Annotated in this window: 16 protein-coding genes; 6 read left to right on the top strand and 10 right to left on the bottom strand. The window is 64.3% G+C overall.

All coding sequences use genetic code 11. The features are described 5' to 3' along the window. Positions 1–72: 72 nt before the first annotated feature. Positions 73–759 carry a hypothetical protein gene (locus tag VGM20_07215; GenBank protein HEY4100650.1) on the bottom strand — a complete coding sequence of 229 codons (687 nt, stop codon included), beginning with the start codon at positions 757–759 and terminating at the stop codon, positions 73–75. Between the two features lie 985 nt (positions 760–1,744). Here VGM20_07215 and VGM20_07210 point away from each other — a divergent pair. After that, on the top strand, positions 1,745–2,911 hold the full coding sequence (locus VGM20_07210) for a Fic family protein (GenBank protein HEY4100649.1): 1,167 nt from the start codon (positions 1,745–1,747) through the stop codon (positions 2,909–2,911). 157 nt (positions 2,912–3,068) lie between these two features. Here the strand turns inward: VGM20_07210 and VGM20_07205 are convergent, their stop codons facing one another. The 4 genes from VGM20_07205 to VGM20_07190 all read right to left on the bottom strand — a co-directional run bounded on the left by VGM20_07205 (position 3,069) and on the right by VGM20_07190 (position 5,987). After that, on the bottom strand, positions 3,069–3,599 hold the full coding sequence (locus tag VGM20_07205) for a hypothetical protein (GenBank protein HEY4100648.1): 531 nt from the start codon (positions 3,597–3,599) through the stop codon (positions 3,069–3,071). A gap of 8 nt (positions 3,600–3,607) precedes the next feature. Next, positions 3,608–4,351, bottom strand: a complete 744-nt coding sequence (locus VGM20_07200) for a hypothetical protein (GenBank protein HEY4100647.1) — start codon at positions 4,349–4,351, stop codon at positions 3,608–3,610. Between the two features lie 359 nt (positions 4,352–4,710). After that, on the bottom strand, positions 4,711–4,902 hold the full coding sequence (locus tag VGM20_07195; GenBank protein ID HEY4100646.1) for a hypothetical protein: 192 nt from the start codon (positions 4,900–4,902) through the stop codon (positions 4,711–4,713). A 140-nt stretch (positions 4,903–5,042) separates the two neighbouring features. After that, entirely contained in the window at positions 5,043–5,987 is a 945-nt protein-coding gene (locus VGM20_07190; protein HEY4100645.1) for a DUF6624 domain-containing protein, read from the bottom strand. Between the two features lie 67 nt (positions 5,988–6,054). Between VGM20_07190 and hutI the strand changes: the two genes are divergently transcribed. The 4 genes from hutI (at position 6,055) to VGM20_07170 (ending at position 10,915) form a co-directional block, all read left to right on the top strand. After that, positions 6,055–7,278: an imidazolonepropionase gene (hutI, locus tag VGM20_07185; protein ID HEY4100644.1), complete on the top strand. Its 1,224-nt coding sequence runs from the start codon at positions 6,055–6,057 to the stop codon at positions 7,276–7,278. After that, the gene (gene hutH, locus VGM20_07180; protein HEY4100643.1) at positions 7,275–8,813 is read left to right on the top strand and encodes a histidine ammonia-lyase; all 1,539 of its coding nucleotides are present in this window, start codon (positions 7,275–7,277) and stop codon (positions 8,811–8,813) included. The genes hutI and hutH overlap by 4 nt, the downstream gene beginning before the upstream one ends. Positions 8,814–9,297: 484 nt before the next feature. After that, positions 9,298–9,663, top strand: coding sequence for a YciI family protein (locus VGM20_07175; protein HEY4100642.1), 366 nt, complete (start codon positions 9,298–9,300; stop codon positions 9,661–9,663). Positions 9,664–9,667: 4 nt separating this feature from the next. Continuing rightward, positions 9,668–10,915: a DUF6596 domain-containing protein gene (locus VGM20_07170; protein HEY4100641.1), complete on the top strand. Its 1,248-nt coding sequence runs from the start codon at positions 9,668–9,670 to the stop codon at positions 10,913–10,915. Between the two features lie 26 nt (positions 10,916–10,941). On the opposite strand, the gene VGM20_07165 is transcribed toward VGM20_07170, so the two are convergent. Genes VGM20_07165 through VGM20_07155 form a run of 3 tightly spaced genes read right to left on the bottom strand, consistent with a single transcriptional unit; the run spans position 10,942 to position 12,206 of the window. Further along, complete coding sequence (locus tag VGM20_07165) at positions 10,942–11,406, bottom strand: hypothetical protein (GenBank protein HEY4100640.1); 465 nt, start codon at positions 11,404–11,406, stop codon at positions 10,942–10,944. 25 nt (positions 11,407–11,431) lie between these two features. Then, complete coding sequence (locus VGM20_07160; protein HEY4100639.1) at positions 11,432–11,698, bottom strand: hypothetical protein; 267 nt, start codon at positions 11,696–11,698, stop codon at positions 11,432–11,434. 1 nt (position 11,699) lies between these two features. Further along, the gene (locus tag VGM20_07155; protein HEY4100638.1) at positions 11,700–12,206 is read right to left on the bottom strand and encodes a hypothetical protein; all 507 of its coding nucleotides are present in this window, start codon (positions 12,204–12,206) and stop codon (positions 11,700–11,702) included. A gap of 81 nt (positions 12,207–12,287) precedes the next feature. Here VGM20_07155 and VGM20_07150 point away from each other — a divergent pair, with 81 nt between their 5' ends. Continuing rightward, a complete protein-coding gene (locus VGM20_07150) occupies positions 12,288–12,905 on the top strand; it encodes a UdgX family uracil-DNA binding protein (GenBank protein HEY4100637.1) in 618 nt (205 codons plus the stop codon). A 37-nt stretch (positions 12,906–12,942) separates the two neighbouring features. Here VGM20_07150 and VGM20_07145 read toward each other — a convergent pair whose 3' ends face one another. After that, the gene (locus tag VGM20_07145; protein HEY4100636.1) at positions 12,943–14,952 is read right to left on the bottom strand and encodes a hypothetical protein; all 2,010 of its coding nucleotides are present in this window, start codon (positions 14,950–14,952) and stop codon (positions 12,943–12,945) included. Between the two features lie 197 nt (positions 14,953–15,149). Further along, on the bottom strand, positions 15,150–15,932 hold the full coding sequence (locus tag VGM20_07140; GenBank protein HEY4100635.1) for an anti-sigma factor: 783 nt from the start codon (positions 15,930–15,932) through the stop codon (positions 15,150–15,152). Between the last annotated feature and the right edge of the window lie 3 nt (positions 15,933–15,935).

Raw genomic sequence — 15,935 nt, 5'->3', positions numbered from 1 at the left:
ATGCCGGCCCCGATGGACAAGCGAAAAGCCGCCGGAGTTTCCCCCGACGGCTCTTCGATGAACGCCGCGATCCTACTTCTTGCGGGCCGCGTCGAGATCAGGTGCTGGCGCGGGCGCGGGCGGAGTGGGCGCAGGAGGCGACGCCACTGGTGTGCTCCGCTTGAAGGGACCGGCAACGTTCGTGGCACTCTTCCAGGCACCGAGTTCTTCCGAACCCGGCTTGAATCGGGCGCGGTTGAGTCCGTCGAGGATTCCGACGGCGAGCACCGCCTCACTCATCAGCGTATCCAGTTCGGTGTGTGCGCCGGAGTGCTGGTTCCGGCCGACGTGCGACGTCGACGTCTCGCTCTGGAATTGGGCGAGGAGCTTCGTCAGGTCGTCGATCGTCGTGGCGCCGAGGCCGAACTTGAGGAGGAGATCCTTGTTGGCGGTCGCCTCGTCGACGACCACCTGCGCTGCCGCAACGAAGGCGCGGACCGGCCGGTTGCGACCGATCGCCCGGATCTGGCCCGACAGCTCGGGCGTCATGACCGCGGCGGCGCGACAGACGCGGGCGATGTGACGCACCGTGTCGGCGATCGCGCCGTTCACCGTATGTCGCCGATCGATCGCGGCGTGTTCGTCGAGGTGTCCCTGGACCTCCTGCTTTTCCAGGAGGGTGGCGCGGTCGACGATCTGCGCCAGCTGGGTGACGACGCCGGTATAGCTGGGATCGTCGTCGGGGTGCGCCTGGGAGAATTCGAGGGAACGCACCGACATCGAGAGTTTCCTGCGGGTAGTTGCGAGCATGGTTCGGCCCATCCATCCAAGGGGTGAGAAGGTGCGCGTCGCGGCGCGCAAACAGGGATTGTGAATGGGAAACGGGGGTGATTGTGAGCGTCACCGCCCGTGCAAGGGGATGAGGCGAATGGCGTGCCAGAATCATTTCGGGGTGCGAGGCCAGCAGCGAAGTCGTTGTGGCGATTGAAGTAGCGCCATTTCTGGTGGTAGTGAAGTGTTGTTTAATCACGAAATGGGCGGCCGACGAAGTGTCCTTAATTCAGGACATGTTGTCTGGAATTCGGACAATAAACGTCGGGAATAAAGACAACCCACTCCTCGTGTCATGGCTGGTGAAGTTGCCGCGCGAGGCAGATTCGAATGCCGGTGACACGGATCGGTTGCGGAAGAGGCAAACGGTTCGTCGGGTGAGGCCAACGGGTTGCGGAAGAGGCAAACGGGTGGTCGGACGACCCGAATCGGTTGCGGCGGTGGGTCAAAGCGGTGTCGGGGTGTACCAACTCGGCGGCGGGTGAGGCAAACGGCTCGTCGGGTCCGGCCAACGGCTTGCGGAAGAGATGGATGGCTCGTCGGGTCAGGCCAACGGCTTGCGGAGGAGACGAATGGCTTGTCGGGTCAGGCCAACGGCTTGCGGAAGAGACGGACGGCCGCGCGAGGGACACCAACGCGCTGCGGGAGGAACTGATCGCGTTCTCGGGTTGCACCGACGGCGTGTTGAAGGAGGCAGACGGGGTGAGGAGGGAGGGTGGCGGTATTGAGGGAAGAACGGCGGTCGGATGAAGGGATCGGATTAGCCGTCGGTGCTTGGCAATGATGGGAGGAAGCCCGTCGGAGCACTGACAAAGCGGCGCAAATTGCTGCCTGAGGAGGTCGCGAACCCTTAATAAGAATCTAGCTTATTAAAAAATACGCTGTATATTTTAATAAGAGTGAGGGTTCTTCAACTTTCAGATAGCAGGGGTCGATGAAGCGCGGGGTGACGGGACGATACCAGAAATCGACTGCTGGCGGCGAAGAGGTGAAGGCGTTCATCCCTCGTCCACTGCCACCGGCCCCGCCGCTCGTGTTCGACGGCGCGGTCCAGCGAGCGTTCGAACCGGCGCTCCTTTCGCTCGGCCGCCTCGACGCTGTTGTCGCCCTCCTTCCTGACAGGTCGCTCTTTCTCTACAGCTACGTGAGGAAGGAAGCGGTGCTCTCGTCGCAGATCGAGGGAACGCAATCGTCGCTGTCAGACCTCCTTCTCTTCGAACTGGATGAGACCGGCGCGCCGCCGGGAAATGACGACGTGGTGGAAACGGCCAATTACGTCGCCGCGATGAATCACGGCATCAGCCGGATGCAGGACGGATTCCCGCTCTCGGGCCGACTGCTGCGTGAGTTGCATGGCATCCTGTTGCGAAGCGGCCGCGGCAGTACCAGTGATCCCGGAGAGTTCCGGAGGACCCAAAACTGGATTGGCGGGACCCGTCCGGGGAACGCGGTTTTTGTTCCACCGCCGCCGACCGAGGTGGCCGACGCAGTCGGGACGCTGGAGAAGTTCATTCACGGCCGATCGGAGGAGATCTCACAACTCGTGCGAGCAGCACTGGCGCACGTGCAGTTCGAGACCATTCATCCGTTCCTCGATGGCAACGGCCGCGTTGGCCGACTGCTGATCACGCTGCAGCTATGTCATGCGAGGGTCTTGCGCGAGCCGATGCTGTATCTCTCGCTGTATCTCAAGGAACATCGGGACGAATACTACCGCCTGCTCACCGACGTCCGGACGACGGGAGACTGGGAAGCGTGGCTGGTATTCTTTCTCGAAGGGATCGCCGAGACCGCAACGGAAGGGGTCATTGTCGCCGAACGGCTCAACGCGCTTTTCCAACGAGATTGCGCGCGGCTGCTCCCGATCAAACGCCGGGGCCGGTCGGCGCTGCAACTCCTCGAGGCGCTGAAGCGGACGCCGATGCTGTCGATCTCGCGAGCAGCCGATGCGGCAGAGATGTCCTTTCCGAGCGCGAGTGCGGCGCTCGAGCTTCTTGGCGAGATGGGGATTGTGGACGAGGTGACTGGACGAGTGAGAAACAGGGTGTATGCGTACCGGGAGTACCTGGCCGTGTTGAACGAAAAGACGGTAGTGGGGTAGTCGTCGTGTCGGGCCACGGTGAGAGGGACCGAATGCCCCGCGGAGGAGAGGGACGGCACAGCGGCCTGATGAAGGAAGCGGATTCGATGATGCGGAGGCTGACGTCTGATGGTAAGGAGAAGCCACCGAGTTCCATGGGAGCGCCATATGGAATCGGCTACTTCTGAGATGAGTTGGCTCGCTTGGCAATATCGAGGATTTCGGCGAGCGATAGCTCAGGCTGCAAACCGCTGCGCACTTCCTGGATTCGATGGCTGCGAGAAATTACGATCGTCACAGGAACACCCGCGATGCCAAACTGCTTCTGAAGAGAAGTGAAGGAGGCGGCGCCGACATACTCGACGCCATCCGTGTGTAGCAGCTTCGCATCGGATGTCGGAATCAGCGGCCGAGTTGAAATTGCCAGGACACGGGCGTATGGCGCAGCACGATTAGCTAATTGCTCCCAGCCGGAGACTTGCTGTTCGCAATATTGGCATGATTCTTCAAAAATATAGAGCAGCACTGGGCTATTGCCAAACTGAATCTTGCTGACTGAATCTTCGCCCATGCGCTGAACCGAAATACTGCTGATAGATGTCCCCACCGCACCATTTTGCGCGCTGTGCTTCACGACCAACCGAGCGACCCCATATGCCGCGCCGGCGACCGCTACAACTAGCAGAACATCCTTAAACCACTTTGGCATGGAAAACCTCAGTACTTCACGGTGAAAACAACGATCTGTGGCTCCGGTTGGTTGGTTGCAACGTAGACGGTATGACCGTCTCCGGAGATCGCCACAGCGCCGACCGGCTTGGCAAATGGAATATGCCCCATCGGCGTTCCGTCCCAGCGATAGAATTCAATCCGACGAGTCCCCGCCTCCTCCCATGCCTTTTTCCCGTCACAGAGACAATTCGCAACGACAACTTCGCTATCCGACGCGGCAATACTCGTAACAGCAACGCGCGACAGGTCACGATCGAATGTGACAGGCTTTGCGTTGCGTTGACGCACTCTTGGAACCGCGCTCCCAGGGATCTTCCATTCCTTAATGACCACCCCATTCGTGTCTAGCACCTCAAGCTCCGATGCGTACTTGAATGCAACGGCGACTCGATCTTGAGTTCGGTTCGCAGCCATGACCAGGTCATTGGCATCGAACACGAGCACGGGCGGAAGGTCGGCTGGCAGGTAAGGTGCGTGCCCCCAACGACGGGGTCGCGCCAGGTTCGAATCTCCGGCTGTGACAATTGCCGAGTCGCGAATCGGACCAGTTGTCAATAACCCGCTGCGTAGCAAGAGCGCGTCGGTTGCTGCAGTCTTGCCGGAGAATCGGATTGATCCGACGAATTTCGGGTCGCGTGAGAGATCATAGCCGGTAAGCAAATGGATATTCGGCTGAAGAACCCAGAGCTTTGGGTCCGCACCAGCGGTGAGCTTGAAGTTGTATGGCATTGTAAGCTCGCCCGGCCCCTCGCCGTCCCGACCAAATCTTGCGATCGCGCGTCCGGTCCGACCATCGAGCAGCATAAGGAACCACGGGCCTTGCTGGTCAAGAACGATTAGGCGCTGATCGTCTGTGACAGCTAACGAGTATATCGAACTAACATCAGCGACGGGAATCGCTCGCGTCCCTATGACTTCAATCGTGTTAACATCGTCGTGCCCTGGGCTTCTGGAACATGCCGAGAGCAACGCGAATAAAAGGCCGCGCAGCGCTGAGGCTCGCCTGTGAAGGACGCGCGGTTTGCCATCGGCGGAGGGAACACCGAACGACACCGGTCGTCGCGGCCGATGTCGTCCGAGTCGCGGTCTCACGCCTGGTTCTTCCAATTCGCCATGAAACAGTCCGTCCCGGGGCCGCCGTTGCAATCGCTGTAGCACTTGTCGTTCGTCGAAGCCTGACACCAGACGGTGCCGGTGTCGGCGTGAGCTTGGACGGCAGCGCCGACCGTTCCACCAACCATCATTCCGAGAACAAGGATGATACGTGTACGGAGGGTCATACGACTCTCCCGTGTTCGAGTGAAAGTGCGCGAGCACCTATCTGTGTTCGGGTGAACACTTGATAGTGTACGGGCCGGTGCACGGGTCGACCACCAGGAGATATCCTAGTGTCCTAGGGACCGTCTGGCAGGAGCCGAAATCACGAAGGCGCTCTACACGTCCCCTTCGCGTGCCACACCACGCCGAACCCCTTGAGATAGCTCTCCAGCGGTTCGAGTCCCACCGATCTCCGCCGCGTATCGACGCACGCCTCATCGGCGATCGGATCGAGGGTCGGTGGTCCGCCATTCGGTGAGTACTTGAGCTGCGTTCCGTAGCGTTGCGGCTGGTGCTGCGCCACCAGCACGCGGTCTTCGAGCAGCGCGCCGTCGCCCGCCTGCGCCTCGCCCGCCTTGACCGCGGCCTTCAACTTGGGGAGGAGTGCCGCCTGGTCGGCCGCGTTCATGTGCTGCACCACCAGCCACGCCGCGTGCGCGCCATCGTCCGCCACGAGCGATCGTCCCGGCCATCCCTTCTCGGCGATGATTGCCTTGACGCGCTGCTGCAACGGGAAGTCTGCGGCGTCGAGGGCGCGGAACGCTGAATCCCCTTGCGGCGACTTGGCGCCGTACTTCGTCATCACCTGATTGAGCGTGGCGCGGTTCTGCTGGTCGCGCGCGGCGATACCGATCAGCTCGGTACGGAGCGATGCATCGAGCGCGGCGATCTTCCGCTGCATCCGCGCCCTCAGCGCCTTGAACTGCGGATCGCCAGTGACATGGTTGAACGCCGTGTCACCGAAGACCTGCAGGTGCAGGAATCCCTGATCGATGGCACGGCCGAGATCGCGAAATGCCGCCGCCGTGTTGCCGGCCGCGGCGTAACTCTCCGCCGCGAGTGCCAGCCCCGACGGATCAAAGCCGGACATCGCGTACGCCTGTTCATAGAGCGTCGCGGCCGCCGCGTGATGGCCGCTGCTGTCTTCGGTGTCGGCGCGCATGACGGTCGCGGCGAAGCCCTGGGCTTCCCCGGCGTGTGGAAGCAGCAGCACCAGCAGCGCCATGACCTGGGCGAGAGGTGCGAAACCTGGGCGAGCCCGCATCATCGTTCTCTCCGCATGATGCAGAATCGCACCGGAACTGCTCATTGGCAAACACCCCTAGATTCACCCCATGCGCGCCGATACCCTGGTGACCAACATTGGAATGCTGGTGAGCCCCGCCGGGACCGGTGCATCTCGCGGCAACGCGATGGGGTTGCTCGATGTCACGCCCGACGCGGCGATTGCCATCGCGGACGGCATGATCGTGTGGGCTGGTCCGCGGAGCGGATGGGACGGCGACAGGGAGGACGAGGTCGACGCGCTCGGTACCGCGGTCATCCCTGCCCTGATCGATCCGCATACCCACGCGATCTGGGGCGGAGATCGCCTCGACGATTTCGAGGCGCGCGCATCCGGTGTGGGGTACGAGGAGATCCTCAAGCGCGGCGGCGGGATCCGGTCGACGATCGAGAAGACCAACGCCACCGGTGACGCCGCGCTGGCCGACGCCACGGCGCGCCGGATTGCTACGCTGCAGTCGAGTGGTGCTGCGACGATCGAGGTGAAGAGCGGCTACGGTTTCACGGTCGCGGAAGAACTGCGGCTCCTCGAGATCATTGCCACGGCGGCGGCCGGCGCCGATGCAACGATCGCCGCCACCCTGCTGATTCACGTCCCGCCGCGTGAGGAGCGTCATCGCGCCGACTATCTGCGCAGCGTGGTCGACGAACTGATTCCGGCGACCGCTGCGCGACAACTCGCGACGGCGGTGGATGTCTTCATCGAACGCGAATCCTTCACCGTTGCCGAAGCGGAGCTGATCTTCCACGCGGCGCGCACCGCCGGGCTCGGCGTGAAGGCGCACGCCGACCAGTTCCACGCGATCGGCGGGGTGCAGCTCGCGATCGCGCACGGTGCACTGTCGGCCGATCATCTCGAAGCGTCGGGCGATGCCGAGATCGCGGCACTCGGTGCGAGTGCCACGGTGGCGACGATCCTCCCCGGCGTCACGCTGCATCTCGGACTTCCCGCGGCCCCGGCACGACGACTGATTGAAGCGGGAGCGGCCGTTGCCGTGGGGAGCGACCTCAATCCGGGATCGTCACCGCTCTTCTCGACCCAGCTCGCGATGGCGCTGGCGGTGCGGCTCAACGGCCTCACGCCGGCCGAGGCGCTTACTGCGGCCACCGCCAACGCCGCGGCAGCGCTGGGCCGTGACGATCGCGGCCGGCTCGTCGCCGGGCAGCGGGGCGATCTGCTGATCCTCGACTCCGCCGACTGGCGTGATGCCGTGTACACGCTTGGCGCGTCGCCGTTTCGGAGCATCTTTATCGGCGGAACGGAGGTGGGATGAGCGACCACATTGACGCGGTGATGATCGGGGCACCACTGACCCTTGCGGACGTGGTCCGTGTCGCCAACGACGGCGCGCCGGTTGCGCTTGCGTTCGAGGCGCGCGAGCGGGTCGCGAAGAGCCGCGATTACATCGAGCGGCTGGTCGCCGAAAACCGCACCGTCTATGGCGTCACGACCGGCTTCGGGAAGCTCGCCAACGTGCGGATTCCACCGGCTGATGTGCAGCAACTGCAGCGGAACCTGGTGCGCTCCCATGCGATGGGGGTCGGCGAGCCGCTATCGCAGGAAGTCGTGCGCGCGATGCTCCTGCTGCGGGCGCAATCGCTGGCGATGGGATACAGCGGCGTGCGGATCGACGTGATCGAGCTGCTGATCGGGATGATCAATCACGGCATCCATCCGGTGATTCCGTCGCAGGGTTCGGTCGGCGCGAGCGGAGACCTCGCCCCGCTGGCGCACATGGCACTGGCACTGATCGGCGAGGGGAAGGTCGAGCTCGGCGACGCGCTCCTCCCCGCCCGGGGGGCGCTCGAGGAAGTGGGACTCGTGCCGATCACGCTCGAGGCGAAGGAAGGGCTGGCGCTGATCAACGGCACGCAGGCGATGACCGCGATCGCGGCGCTCACCGTGAGTGACGCGCTGGAGCTTGCCAGCGCCGCCGATATCGCCGCCGCGATGTCGCTGGAAGCGCTCAAGGGATCGCGTACGCCGTTCGATCCGCGAGTGACGGCGATTCGCCCTCACCACGGCGCGATCGAAGTCGCCGCCAATGTGCTGGCGGTCTCGGCGAATTCTCCGATTCATGCGTCGCACGCCGACTGCGACAAGATCCAGGATGCATATTCGCTCCGCTGCGTGCCGCAGGTGCACGGCGCCTCGCGTGACGCGTTGCGGCATGCGGCCGAGGTGGTCACGCGAGAGATCAACGCGGTGACCGACAATCCGCTGATCTTCGCCGCCGACGATACGGTGATTTCGGCCGGCAACTTCCACGGCCAGCCGATCGCGGTGGTGATGGACTACGCCAAGATCGCGATCGCGGAACTCGCCAACATCGCCGAGCGGCGGGTGGAACACATGATGGACCCGGCGGTGTCGGGATTGCCGGCGTTCCTGGCACGGCAGGGGGGACTGCACTCCGGATTGATGATCTCGCAGTACACGGCGGCGTCGCTGGTGAGCGAGAACAAGGTGCTGGCGCATCCGGCGAGCGTCGATTCGATCCCGACGAGCGCCAACCAGGAAGACCACGTCTCGATGGGGACGATCGCGGCGCGCCAGTGCGCGTCGATCCTGGAGAACGCGCGCTGGGTCACCGCAATCGAGGTATTGAGTGCCACCGAGGCGCTCGAGTTCCACAAACCGCTGGAGCCCGGGCCCGGCGTTGGTGCGGCGATCAGGCTGGTGCGGAGCGTAGTGCCGCCGCTCGAGGGCGACCGGATCATGACCGGCGATCTTGCGGCGGTGCGGGACCTGATCGTGTCGCGGAGCCTGCGTGACGCGGTCGAGGCAGTGGTCGGGGCGCTGCGCTAATCCCGACGCTGGTCGGGCGCGAAGCGCCGGCCAGTCGGTCGTCGCGGGATCTCAATGCTGGTCGGGCGCGAAGCGCCGGCCATCGGTCGACGCGGAACTCGCGCGCGCCGAGTGGCGACGATCACTTTTCGGCAAGAGGCGCGCTGCTCAGACACCCGCGCCTCCCTCTGTCCGGCATCTTGCGCGCCCTCCCGCGATGCCTGGCGTGCGGCGGAGATATGTTGGGAGCGCGCCTTCACGGAGGATGCTGCGCCGCGTCGACGGCGGCATTGCCAGGGAATATCCAGCGTACCGAGCAGCCCACCATGATCTCGTCCTTACCTTCTGGAACGATTGGGTGATTGGGGCGAAGTACGCCCGGTAGCGATGTCCGGAACCGCTTCCCTCGCACGTTGTAGTGGCACAGGACGAGGGACGACGGACGATCCCTCGCGGCGCCGGCACCGTGCCGCTGCCCAACTCGATACGCTGAAGGAGCATCACCGTGGCTGAATTCATCTACCTCTATCACAACACGCCGCAGGAACGCGACGCCGCCATGGGGTCGCCGGAAGCGGCGCAGCGCAACATGACCCGCTGGATGGAATGGATGCGTGGACTGGAGCAGGGCGGCCATCTCAAGTCGGCGGGGCAACCGCTGGAGAAGGGCGGCAAGGTCGTCCGTGGCGGGAGCGGCAAGGGGATCATCACCGACGGGCCGTTCGTCGAGATCAAGGACGTCGTTGGCGGCTACTCGATCATCGAGGCGAAGGATCTCGCCGAAGCAGCGGAACTCGCCAAGGGGTGCCCGGCGCTCGACGGACCGAATGGCGCGGTCGAGGTCCGTCCCGTGATGAAGATGGACTTCTGATCGAGTGGAGCTGCACGAAGACCTCTTTCGGCACGAAGCGGGGAGGATGACGGCGGCGCTGACCCGCCTCTTCGGAATGCAGAACCTGGCGCTGGCAGAAGACGTGGTCCAGGACGCCTTCTGCCGCGCCCTCGAACTCTGGCCGCGCCGGGGCGTACCGCCCAATCCCGCGGCGTGGCTGATGACCACTGCTCGCAACCGCGCGCTCGACGTGATCCGGCAGCAACGCACCGCGAGCACCTTCGCACCGGAGATTGCCCGGCTCCTCGACAGTGAATGGACCGCGGCTGCGCTGGTCGACGAGGCGTTCACCCCGGCGCTGATTCGCGACGAACTGCTGCGAATGATTTTCGCCTGTTGCCACCCCGACCTTCCGGAATCGGCGCAGATCGCACTCGTCCTCAACATCCTCTGCGGTTTCGGCGCGCCGGAGATCGCCGCCGCCTTTCTCGAACGCCGATCCGCCATCGAAAAGAGGATCACCCGCGGGAAGAAGGTGCTCGCCTCGACATCGCGGCTCACCGATCTGCGTGCCGGCGATCTCGCACCGCGGCTCGCCGCGGTACATCGAACGCTCTACCTCCTGTTCAATGAGGGATACCACGGCTCGTCAAGTCGCGGTGTCGTTCGCGCGCAGCTGTGCGAAGAAGCGATCCGGCTCGTCACGCTCCTCGGCGAGCACGAGGCAACCGCGGTGCCGGCGACCTTTGCGCTCGGCGCGTTGATGCTGTTGCATGCGGCGCGGTTGCCGGCGCGTCTCGACGCGGCCGGTGATCTCATCGCACTCTGGGATCAGGACCGGCAGCGATGGGATCGCGATCGCATTGCACAGGGCCGGGCGCTGCTCGATCGATCGGCGAGCGGGACAGCGCTGTCATCGTATCACGTCGAAGCGGCGATCGCGGCGGTACATGTCGGCGCGGCATCGGTCGCGGCGACCGACTGGCGGGCGATCGTGGAGCTGTATGATCAGTTGATGGTGATCGCGCCGTCACCGGTGGTGGCGCTCAACCGCGCGGTGAGCCTCGCGGAGCGCGACGGACCGCCGGCGGGAATTGCCGCGTTGCAGGAACTCGACGGCGATGATCGACTCGCGGCGTATCCGTTCTTTCCGGCGGCGCGCGGCGAGCTGGAGTCGCGACTCGGGCGCACCGAGGCCGCAGCGCGGTATTTCGAGGAGGCGTTGCGACTGGCACGGAACGACGGCGAGCGAAGATTCCTGGAGCGAAAACTCGAGCGGCTGCGGAGCTGAACGCCGATGAGTTGAATCGAACAGCACTATCGATTCAGCAGTACGCCTGGATCACCCGGTGGCAATTCCTTCCCCCGCCGCGCAGTGAGCACCAGCCCAACGGCGACGGCCGAGCCGAGGCCACCGACGAAGATCGTCAATCCCGTGTGGAGTGAAGTCAAGAAGTAGCGGGCGAGAAACAGCTTGATGATCAGCATGTATGAAAAGAGTGATGCCGCAAATCCGAAAACGGCAACTCGCGCCAGTCCGAGTGCGCCGAATCCCTGCTGCGGCCGGAGCGCACGAAGGAGAACAACAAAGCCGAGCCCCATGATGGCGCCGGTGCCGACCGTGAACGGGAGGCCGCGAAGCCAGGCTCGCCCGATCTGCGCGAGCGACCATTCACGCGAGAAGCCTTGGAGCACGGCGAAAATCGCCAGCGCCGCAATCCATCCGACGGCAACGATCGTCGAGAGGACGGCAAACGCACGGACACGTGACCAGCGGCTCATACGGGTCCCCTTCCGTGAACGTGGGTTATTGCGTGCGATGACTTACCGGCGAACGGAGCCCATCCTTCGGCCGGAGCGTTGCGAGTGCCGCGATGAACGCGGTGCCGAAGCCCAAGCCGATGAAGAAGATGAGCGGCGCCGTGTTGACGATCCACGTCCACATCCATGTCACCGGCAAATGACCGCGGACCATCGAAAAGCCCACCCATCCCATCATGAGCAGTGCCCACGCGACGCCGACGATCGCGGAGAGCGTGATCAGCGCCCGGAGGCGCGGCCAGAATCTGGACATATCAGTTCCTCGTCAGGGTCACCCGCGCGAACGGCCGGCGCACGCCAAGACTGTCGTTGTCCATGTGCCATTCCCAGGCGTCGCGTGCGCCGTGGTACTGCATCGTAGTGTGGAACTTGGTGGCCGGCGTGTAATCGAAGACGAACGGTACCGAATCGCCGACGACGAAGCCGTGTCCGGTGCCGGCCGGATCGAATGCGCTCGACGCCGTGTTGTCCATCCAGAGGCAGGCATATTCGCCGGTCGTTGGATTGCGGCCGAAGAGGACGACCGCTTCGTACGACGGCTTCCCGTCGGCGCCGCGCTCGCGGGAGACCTCGTGCATCTGGAGGTATTCGCGGCCGAGCATCCAGGTGAAGTCGACGTCGTGGGTGGTCGGCTGCCGGGCGATCGTGCCGCGGAGGACCCAGTGGCCGGCGAGGCGGGAGAAGAGTGAGTCCGGGTGGAGGGCCTGCGCCCGCAGCGGCGCTGCCGCGAGGACAACAGAGGCCATCAATCGGAGACGCATCGGCGCTCGCAGTCGGGGTGGTCCATCAAAATACGAGAATTGCGATGTGCAGCGAGGGGGAGGCCGCTCGTCGCCCCGATCGTGAGCGCCGAACCGTTTCTCCCGGAGCACCCGTCGCTGACCAGCGTCCGAAAGGCGATGCAGGCGTGCGAGGGGTGTCCGCTCTACCGCCGTGCGACGCAGGCCGTCCCGGGGGTTGGCCGAGCCGGTGCGGCGCTCCTGCTCGTCGGCGAGCAGCCCGGTAACGACGAGGATCTCGCCGGGAAACCGTTTGTCGGCCCCGCGGGAAAGCGGCTCGATCGTGCGCTCGAAGAGGCGGGGATCGACCGTACCACGGTCTTCGTCACCAACGCGGTGAAGCATTTCAAGTGGGCGCCGGCGGAGGGGAAGCGACTGCACAAGAAGCCGTCGGCGCGCGAAGTGAATGCCTGCCGTCCGTGGCTCACCGCCGAGATCGCCCTGGTCCATCCGCAGGTGGTGGTGGCACTTGGAGCGACGGCGGCACGGTCGCTCTTCGGCAATCAGGTCCGCGTGACGCGCGATCGCGGCGAGCCGCTTGAGACATCACTCGCGCCGCACGGGATGGCGACGATCCATCCATCGTCGATCCTGCGGCAGCGCACCGACGCAGATCGGCGGCGCGAACATGCGGCGTTCGTCGAGGATCTCAGGATCGCCGCCGCACTGTTGCGTCAGTGAGGCGGCGCTGAACGCGCGTCGGCGATCTTCGACCACGTCATCCGATGGTCAATCCCTCCAGGTATTCCTCCATCGCCCGCTGTTGTGCATCCCGCTTCGCAATCAGTCCGGCGCGCTCCTGCTGCAACGCTTCGATCCGTGATTCCTGATCGTTGAGCTTGGCGAGGAGCCGCTCGTAGTACTGCGACTTGCCGTCGACCGTCTTCATGTTCTCGCGGATCCGTCCCTGCTCCGTGCTGATCGCTTCGATCTCCGAATCGCGCGCTGCGATCTCTGCCTTGACATCAGCGAGTGCCGCCTTCATCGATGCGACCCTGGCCAGCGCGGCACGAACGTCCGCCGGAATCTCTCCGTTGCGGGAATAGGTGAGCAGTGCAACAGTATCAGCTGCCAGGATGCGCATGCTCTCCTGATACAGCTGTTCCTGGGTGACCGGCAGCGCAAGCTCCGTTCCCGCTGCGACGCTCTGCTCAAATCGGTACTCCGTCGCCGTCGTTTCCACCGGGGTCATCCCATCGGCGAGCTTCCACCCAGCGAGGATCGGCACTTCGACCAGCACCGTCTTCTCTTTCAGGCCATGATTGTCGATGGTGTATCGCATTTCCAGCAGCTGCCGGCGGCTCACCAGCAGCACCCCCTTGACGATCTTCGCTGTCACGATCGACGAAACGATGCCGCGGCGTGAATCGGGGTGGACCAGCATGTCGAGATCGACGCCGTAGGAGAGGAGACGGCTCTGACCGGCCGGAAGGTCTTCGATTCGTGCATCGCCGGCGTAGCTGCCGCCGTCGAAGACCGTGATCGGTCCCTGCAGCAGGTCCTTCCCCGAGGTGTTGCGAAGCCGCACACCGTTGAGCGGGTGATCCTCCAGGACGCCCGCGTTGTAGATCGACAGCCGTTGCACGCTCATGGTATCGGTCACCAACGGGAGCATCGCCGACTTCTGCCGGGCGAGTGTTACGCCGGGAATGGTGTACTGGAAGAGCGCCCCGGTACGAGCGGTATGAACGGATGGGCCGACCCTGCCCTGGGCAATCCCGCCGTCGACCCCCTTCCCGCTGAACGAGGCGGCGTCGAACTTCTGGCTCAGCGACAGCCCGGCCGTTCCGCCGATCACCCCATTCGCCAAACCGGCGCGGTAGAGCTGCGGCATCAACTCCTCATACAGATCAAGCGCCACGGTCTGTCGTTGCACGTAGATCGGCTTGTAGAGGTCCATGATGAACGAGATCGGGCGACCACTCACCAGTGTGAGCGAGACGTCGTTCCAGTCGCTCTCGGTCTGATTCTCGACGATCGCCCATCCCTGCAGCGACGAGTGCTTGTCGCCGAGAATCAGCCGATAGCTTGCCTTCCAGATCGGCGCTTCCGCGACGTAGCCGACGCGCACTCGCCGCTCACCGTTGCCGGTGAAGTTGACGACAATCGGTTTCCGATCTGCGTCGCGCGCCTGGGCCAGCGCGGCGAGCGCCTTGGACAGCTCTCCCTGCAATTGCGGATCGTCGAGGGTGAGCGACGTGATTGACGGAAGCTCGACTGACCGGATGGTGGCGGCAGTAAGGAGATTGAGTGTCGGCACGTCGACAGGATTCCCGGCACCCATCGCTCGCCTGCGACTTTCGACGCCCAGGATCGTACCGGTGACGTGATCGCCCTGCACGTCGACCGTAACGCTGGCTCCGCGCAACTGGTTGAGGAGTGTCATCATGTCGGGGTTCGCGGTGATGTCGACGTCGAAGGAACGAAGCGTTCTCGCGACCGGGTCCTCCGACGGGTACGTCACCGCGGCGATGCGGCCGCCGTCGAGATCGGCGAGCGTGAGCGACTTGAGGACGTCGTTGATCTGGGCGGCGGTGAATCTGAGCTCGGCGGTGGCGTCGCCGTGCACCGTCCCCGCATGTTCGAAGTAGCCGACCCCGGACGAGAAGAGCGTGACGGCACGCACCGGGAGCAGGGTGTGTGGGGATGGGGCCTGCGCGGCGAGGAACGCCGGGACGAGCAGCGCGAGTGCGGGTGAACCGAGCTGCAGCGGGATGCGGAGTGACATTGCGCCTCCTCGGACGGGTGGAGATGCAACGCGATGGCGAGATCATTGAGTCATCGCGCGACGGCGCGGTTCGCACCTCTTTTCACAAGGCGAGTGATCCGCGCACACCCTGATTGATGCCTAGTGTCGCGGCGTTGCATGGCGGGAGGCGGTACTGCTGGATGACAATTCGGTGAGGACGGCGTGACGGGTCGACTTCACCGCGCCTGTTCGAACGCAACCTCGAATGCCCTGAGATCTGCCGGCGCCACATCCGACACCGCCCAGTACTCGGTGTTGTCGCGTCCCCAATGGAGCAAGTGGTAGCCGTTGCGATCGATCTGCTCCGGCGTTGCCGGACCGGCATCCGTCTCCGGCCACGAGTAGAGATTGATCACGTGACGCCTGCGCTGGTAGACGATCGCGGCAACCGGTCGCCCGTGCAGATAGTCGAGACGCCCACCAACAAGCACAAAGCCGAGACTGTCGAGCTTCGGCACCTGCGGCGAGAAATCGATCTTCCCGGCAAACCACGGCTTGACGGTGTGCTGGTCGCTCGACGGCACGTCGACGAGATGCTCGCCGATCAGCGATCGGACGTGACTCTCCAGCGCTTCCTCGACGATCGCGCCCTCGCTCGACTGTCGATGCGCGGCAAGCCACCCGCCACCGACGACCAGACAGAAGAGCGCGGCGATGCTGATCGGGAACCAGCGGTTCGCGACCAGCGATCGGCGCCGGGACGACTCGACGACAACCGGTGCGGCGCGCGGTGCGGCGGCCTCGCGAAGCGAGGCGCGCACCCGTGACCGAAGCATGTCCGGCGCAACATCCCTCTGCAACGCGCCGCGGGTCACGCTCACCGATTCGAGCCTCGCGGCGTACTCGGTGCTGCACGATGAACACACGGCGAGATGCGAGGCAACCGATTCCGACTCTGGCATCGACAGCTCACCGTCGATGTAGCCGTCGAGCAAAGGGAGTACGTCGTCGCATCGCATCGG

Source organism: Gemmatimonadales bacterium (assembly GCA_036500345.1).
Taxonomy (GTDB): domain Bacteria; phylum Gemmatimonadota; class Gemmatimonadetes; order Gemmatimonadales; family GWC2-71-9; genus Palsa-1233.
The sequence above is the reverse complement of the archived record's forward strand: the minus strand, read 5'-3'. Positions and strand labels throughout refer to the sequence as shown.

Coding starts and splice junctions, on each gene's coding strand:
- VGM20_07215 (HEY4100650.1), bottom strand. CDS start 759: ATGTCGGTGCGTTCCCTCGAATTCTCCCAGGCGCACCCCGACGACGAT.
- VGM20_07210 (HEY4100649.1), top strand. CDS start 1,745: ATGAAGCGCGGGGTGACGGGACGATACCAGAAATCGACTGCTGGCGGC.
- VGM20_07205 (HEY4100648.1), bottom strand. CDS start 3,599: ATGCCAAAGTGGTTTAAGGATGTTCTGCTAGTTGTAGCGGTCGCCGGC.
- VGM20_07200 (HEY4100647.1), bottom strand. CDS start 4,351: ATGCCATACAACTTCAAGCTCACCGCTGGTGCGGACCCAAAGCTCTGG.
- VGM20_07195 (HEY4100646.1), bottom strand. CDS start 4,902: ATGACCCTCCGTACACGTATCATCCTTGTTCTCGGAATGATGGTTGGT.
- VGM20_07190 (HEY4100645.1), bottom strand. CDS start 5,987: ATGATGCGGGCTCGCCCAGGTTTCGCACCTCTCGCCCAGGTCATGGCG.
- hutI (HEY4100644.1), top strand. CDS start 6,055: ATGCGCGCCGATACCCTGGTGACCAACATTGGAATGCTGGTGAGCCCC.
- hutH (HEY4100643.1), top strand. CDS start 7,275: ATGAGCGACCACATTGACGCGGTGATGATCGGGGCACCACTGACCCTT.
- VGM20_07165 (HEY4100640.1), bottom strand. CDS start 11,406: ATGAGCCGCTGGTCACGTGTCCGTGCGTTTGCCGTCCTCTCGACGATC.
- VGM20_07160 (HEY4100639.1), bottom strand. CDS start 11,698: ATGTCCAGATTCTGGCCGCGCCTCCGGGCGCTGATCACGCTCTCCGCG.
- VGM20_07155 (HEY4100638.1), bottom strand. CDS start 12,206: ATGCGTCTCCGATTGATGGCCTCTGTTGTCCTCGCGGCAGCGCCGCTG.
- VGM20_07145 (HEY4100636.1), bottom strand. CDS start 14,952: ATGTCACTCCGCATCCCGCTGCAGCTCGGTTCACCCGCACTCGCGCTG.
- VGM20_07140 (HEY4100635.1), bottom strand. CDS start 15,932: ATGCGATGCGACGACGTACTCCCTTTGCTCGACGGCTACATCGACGGT.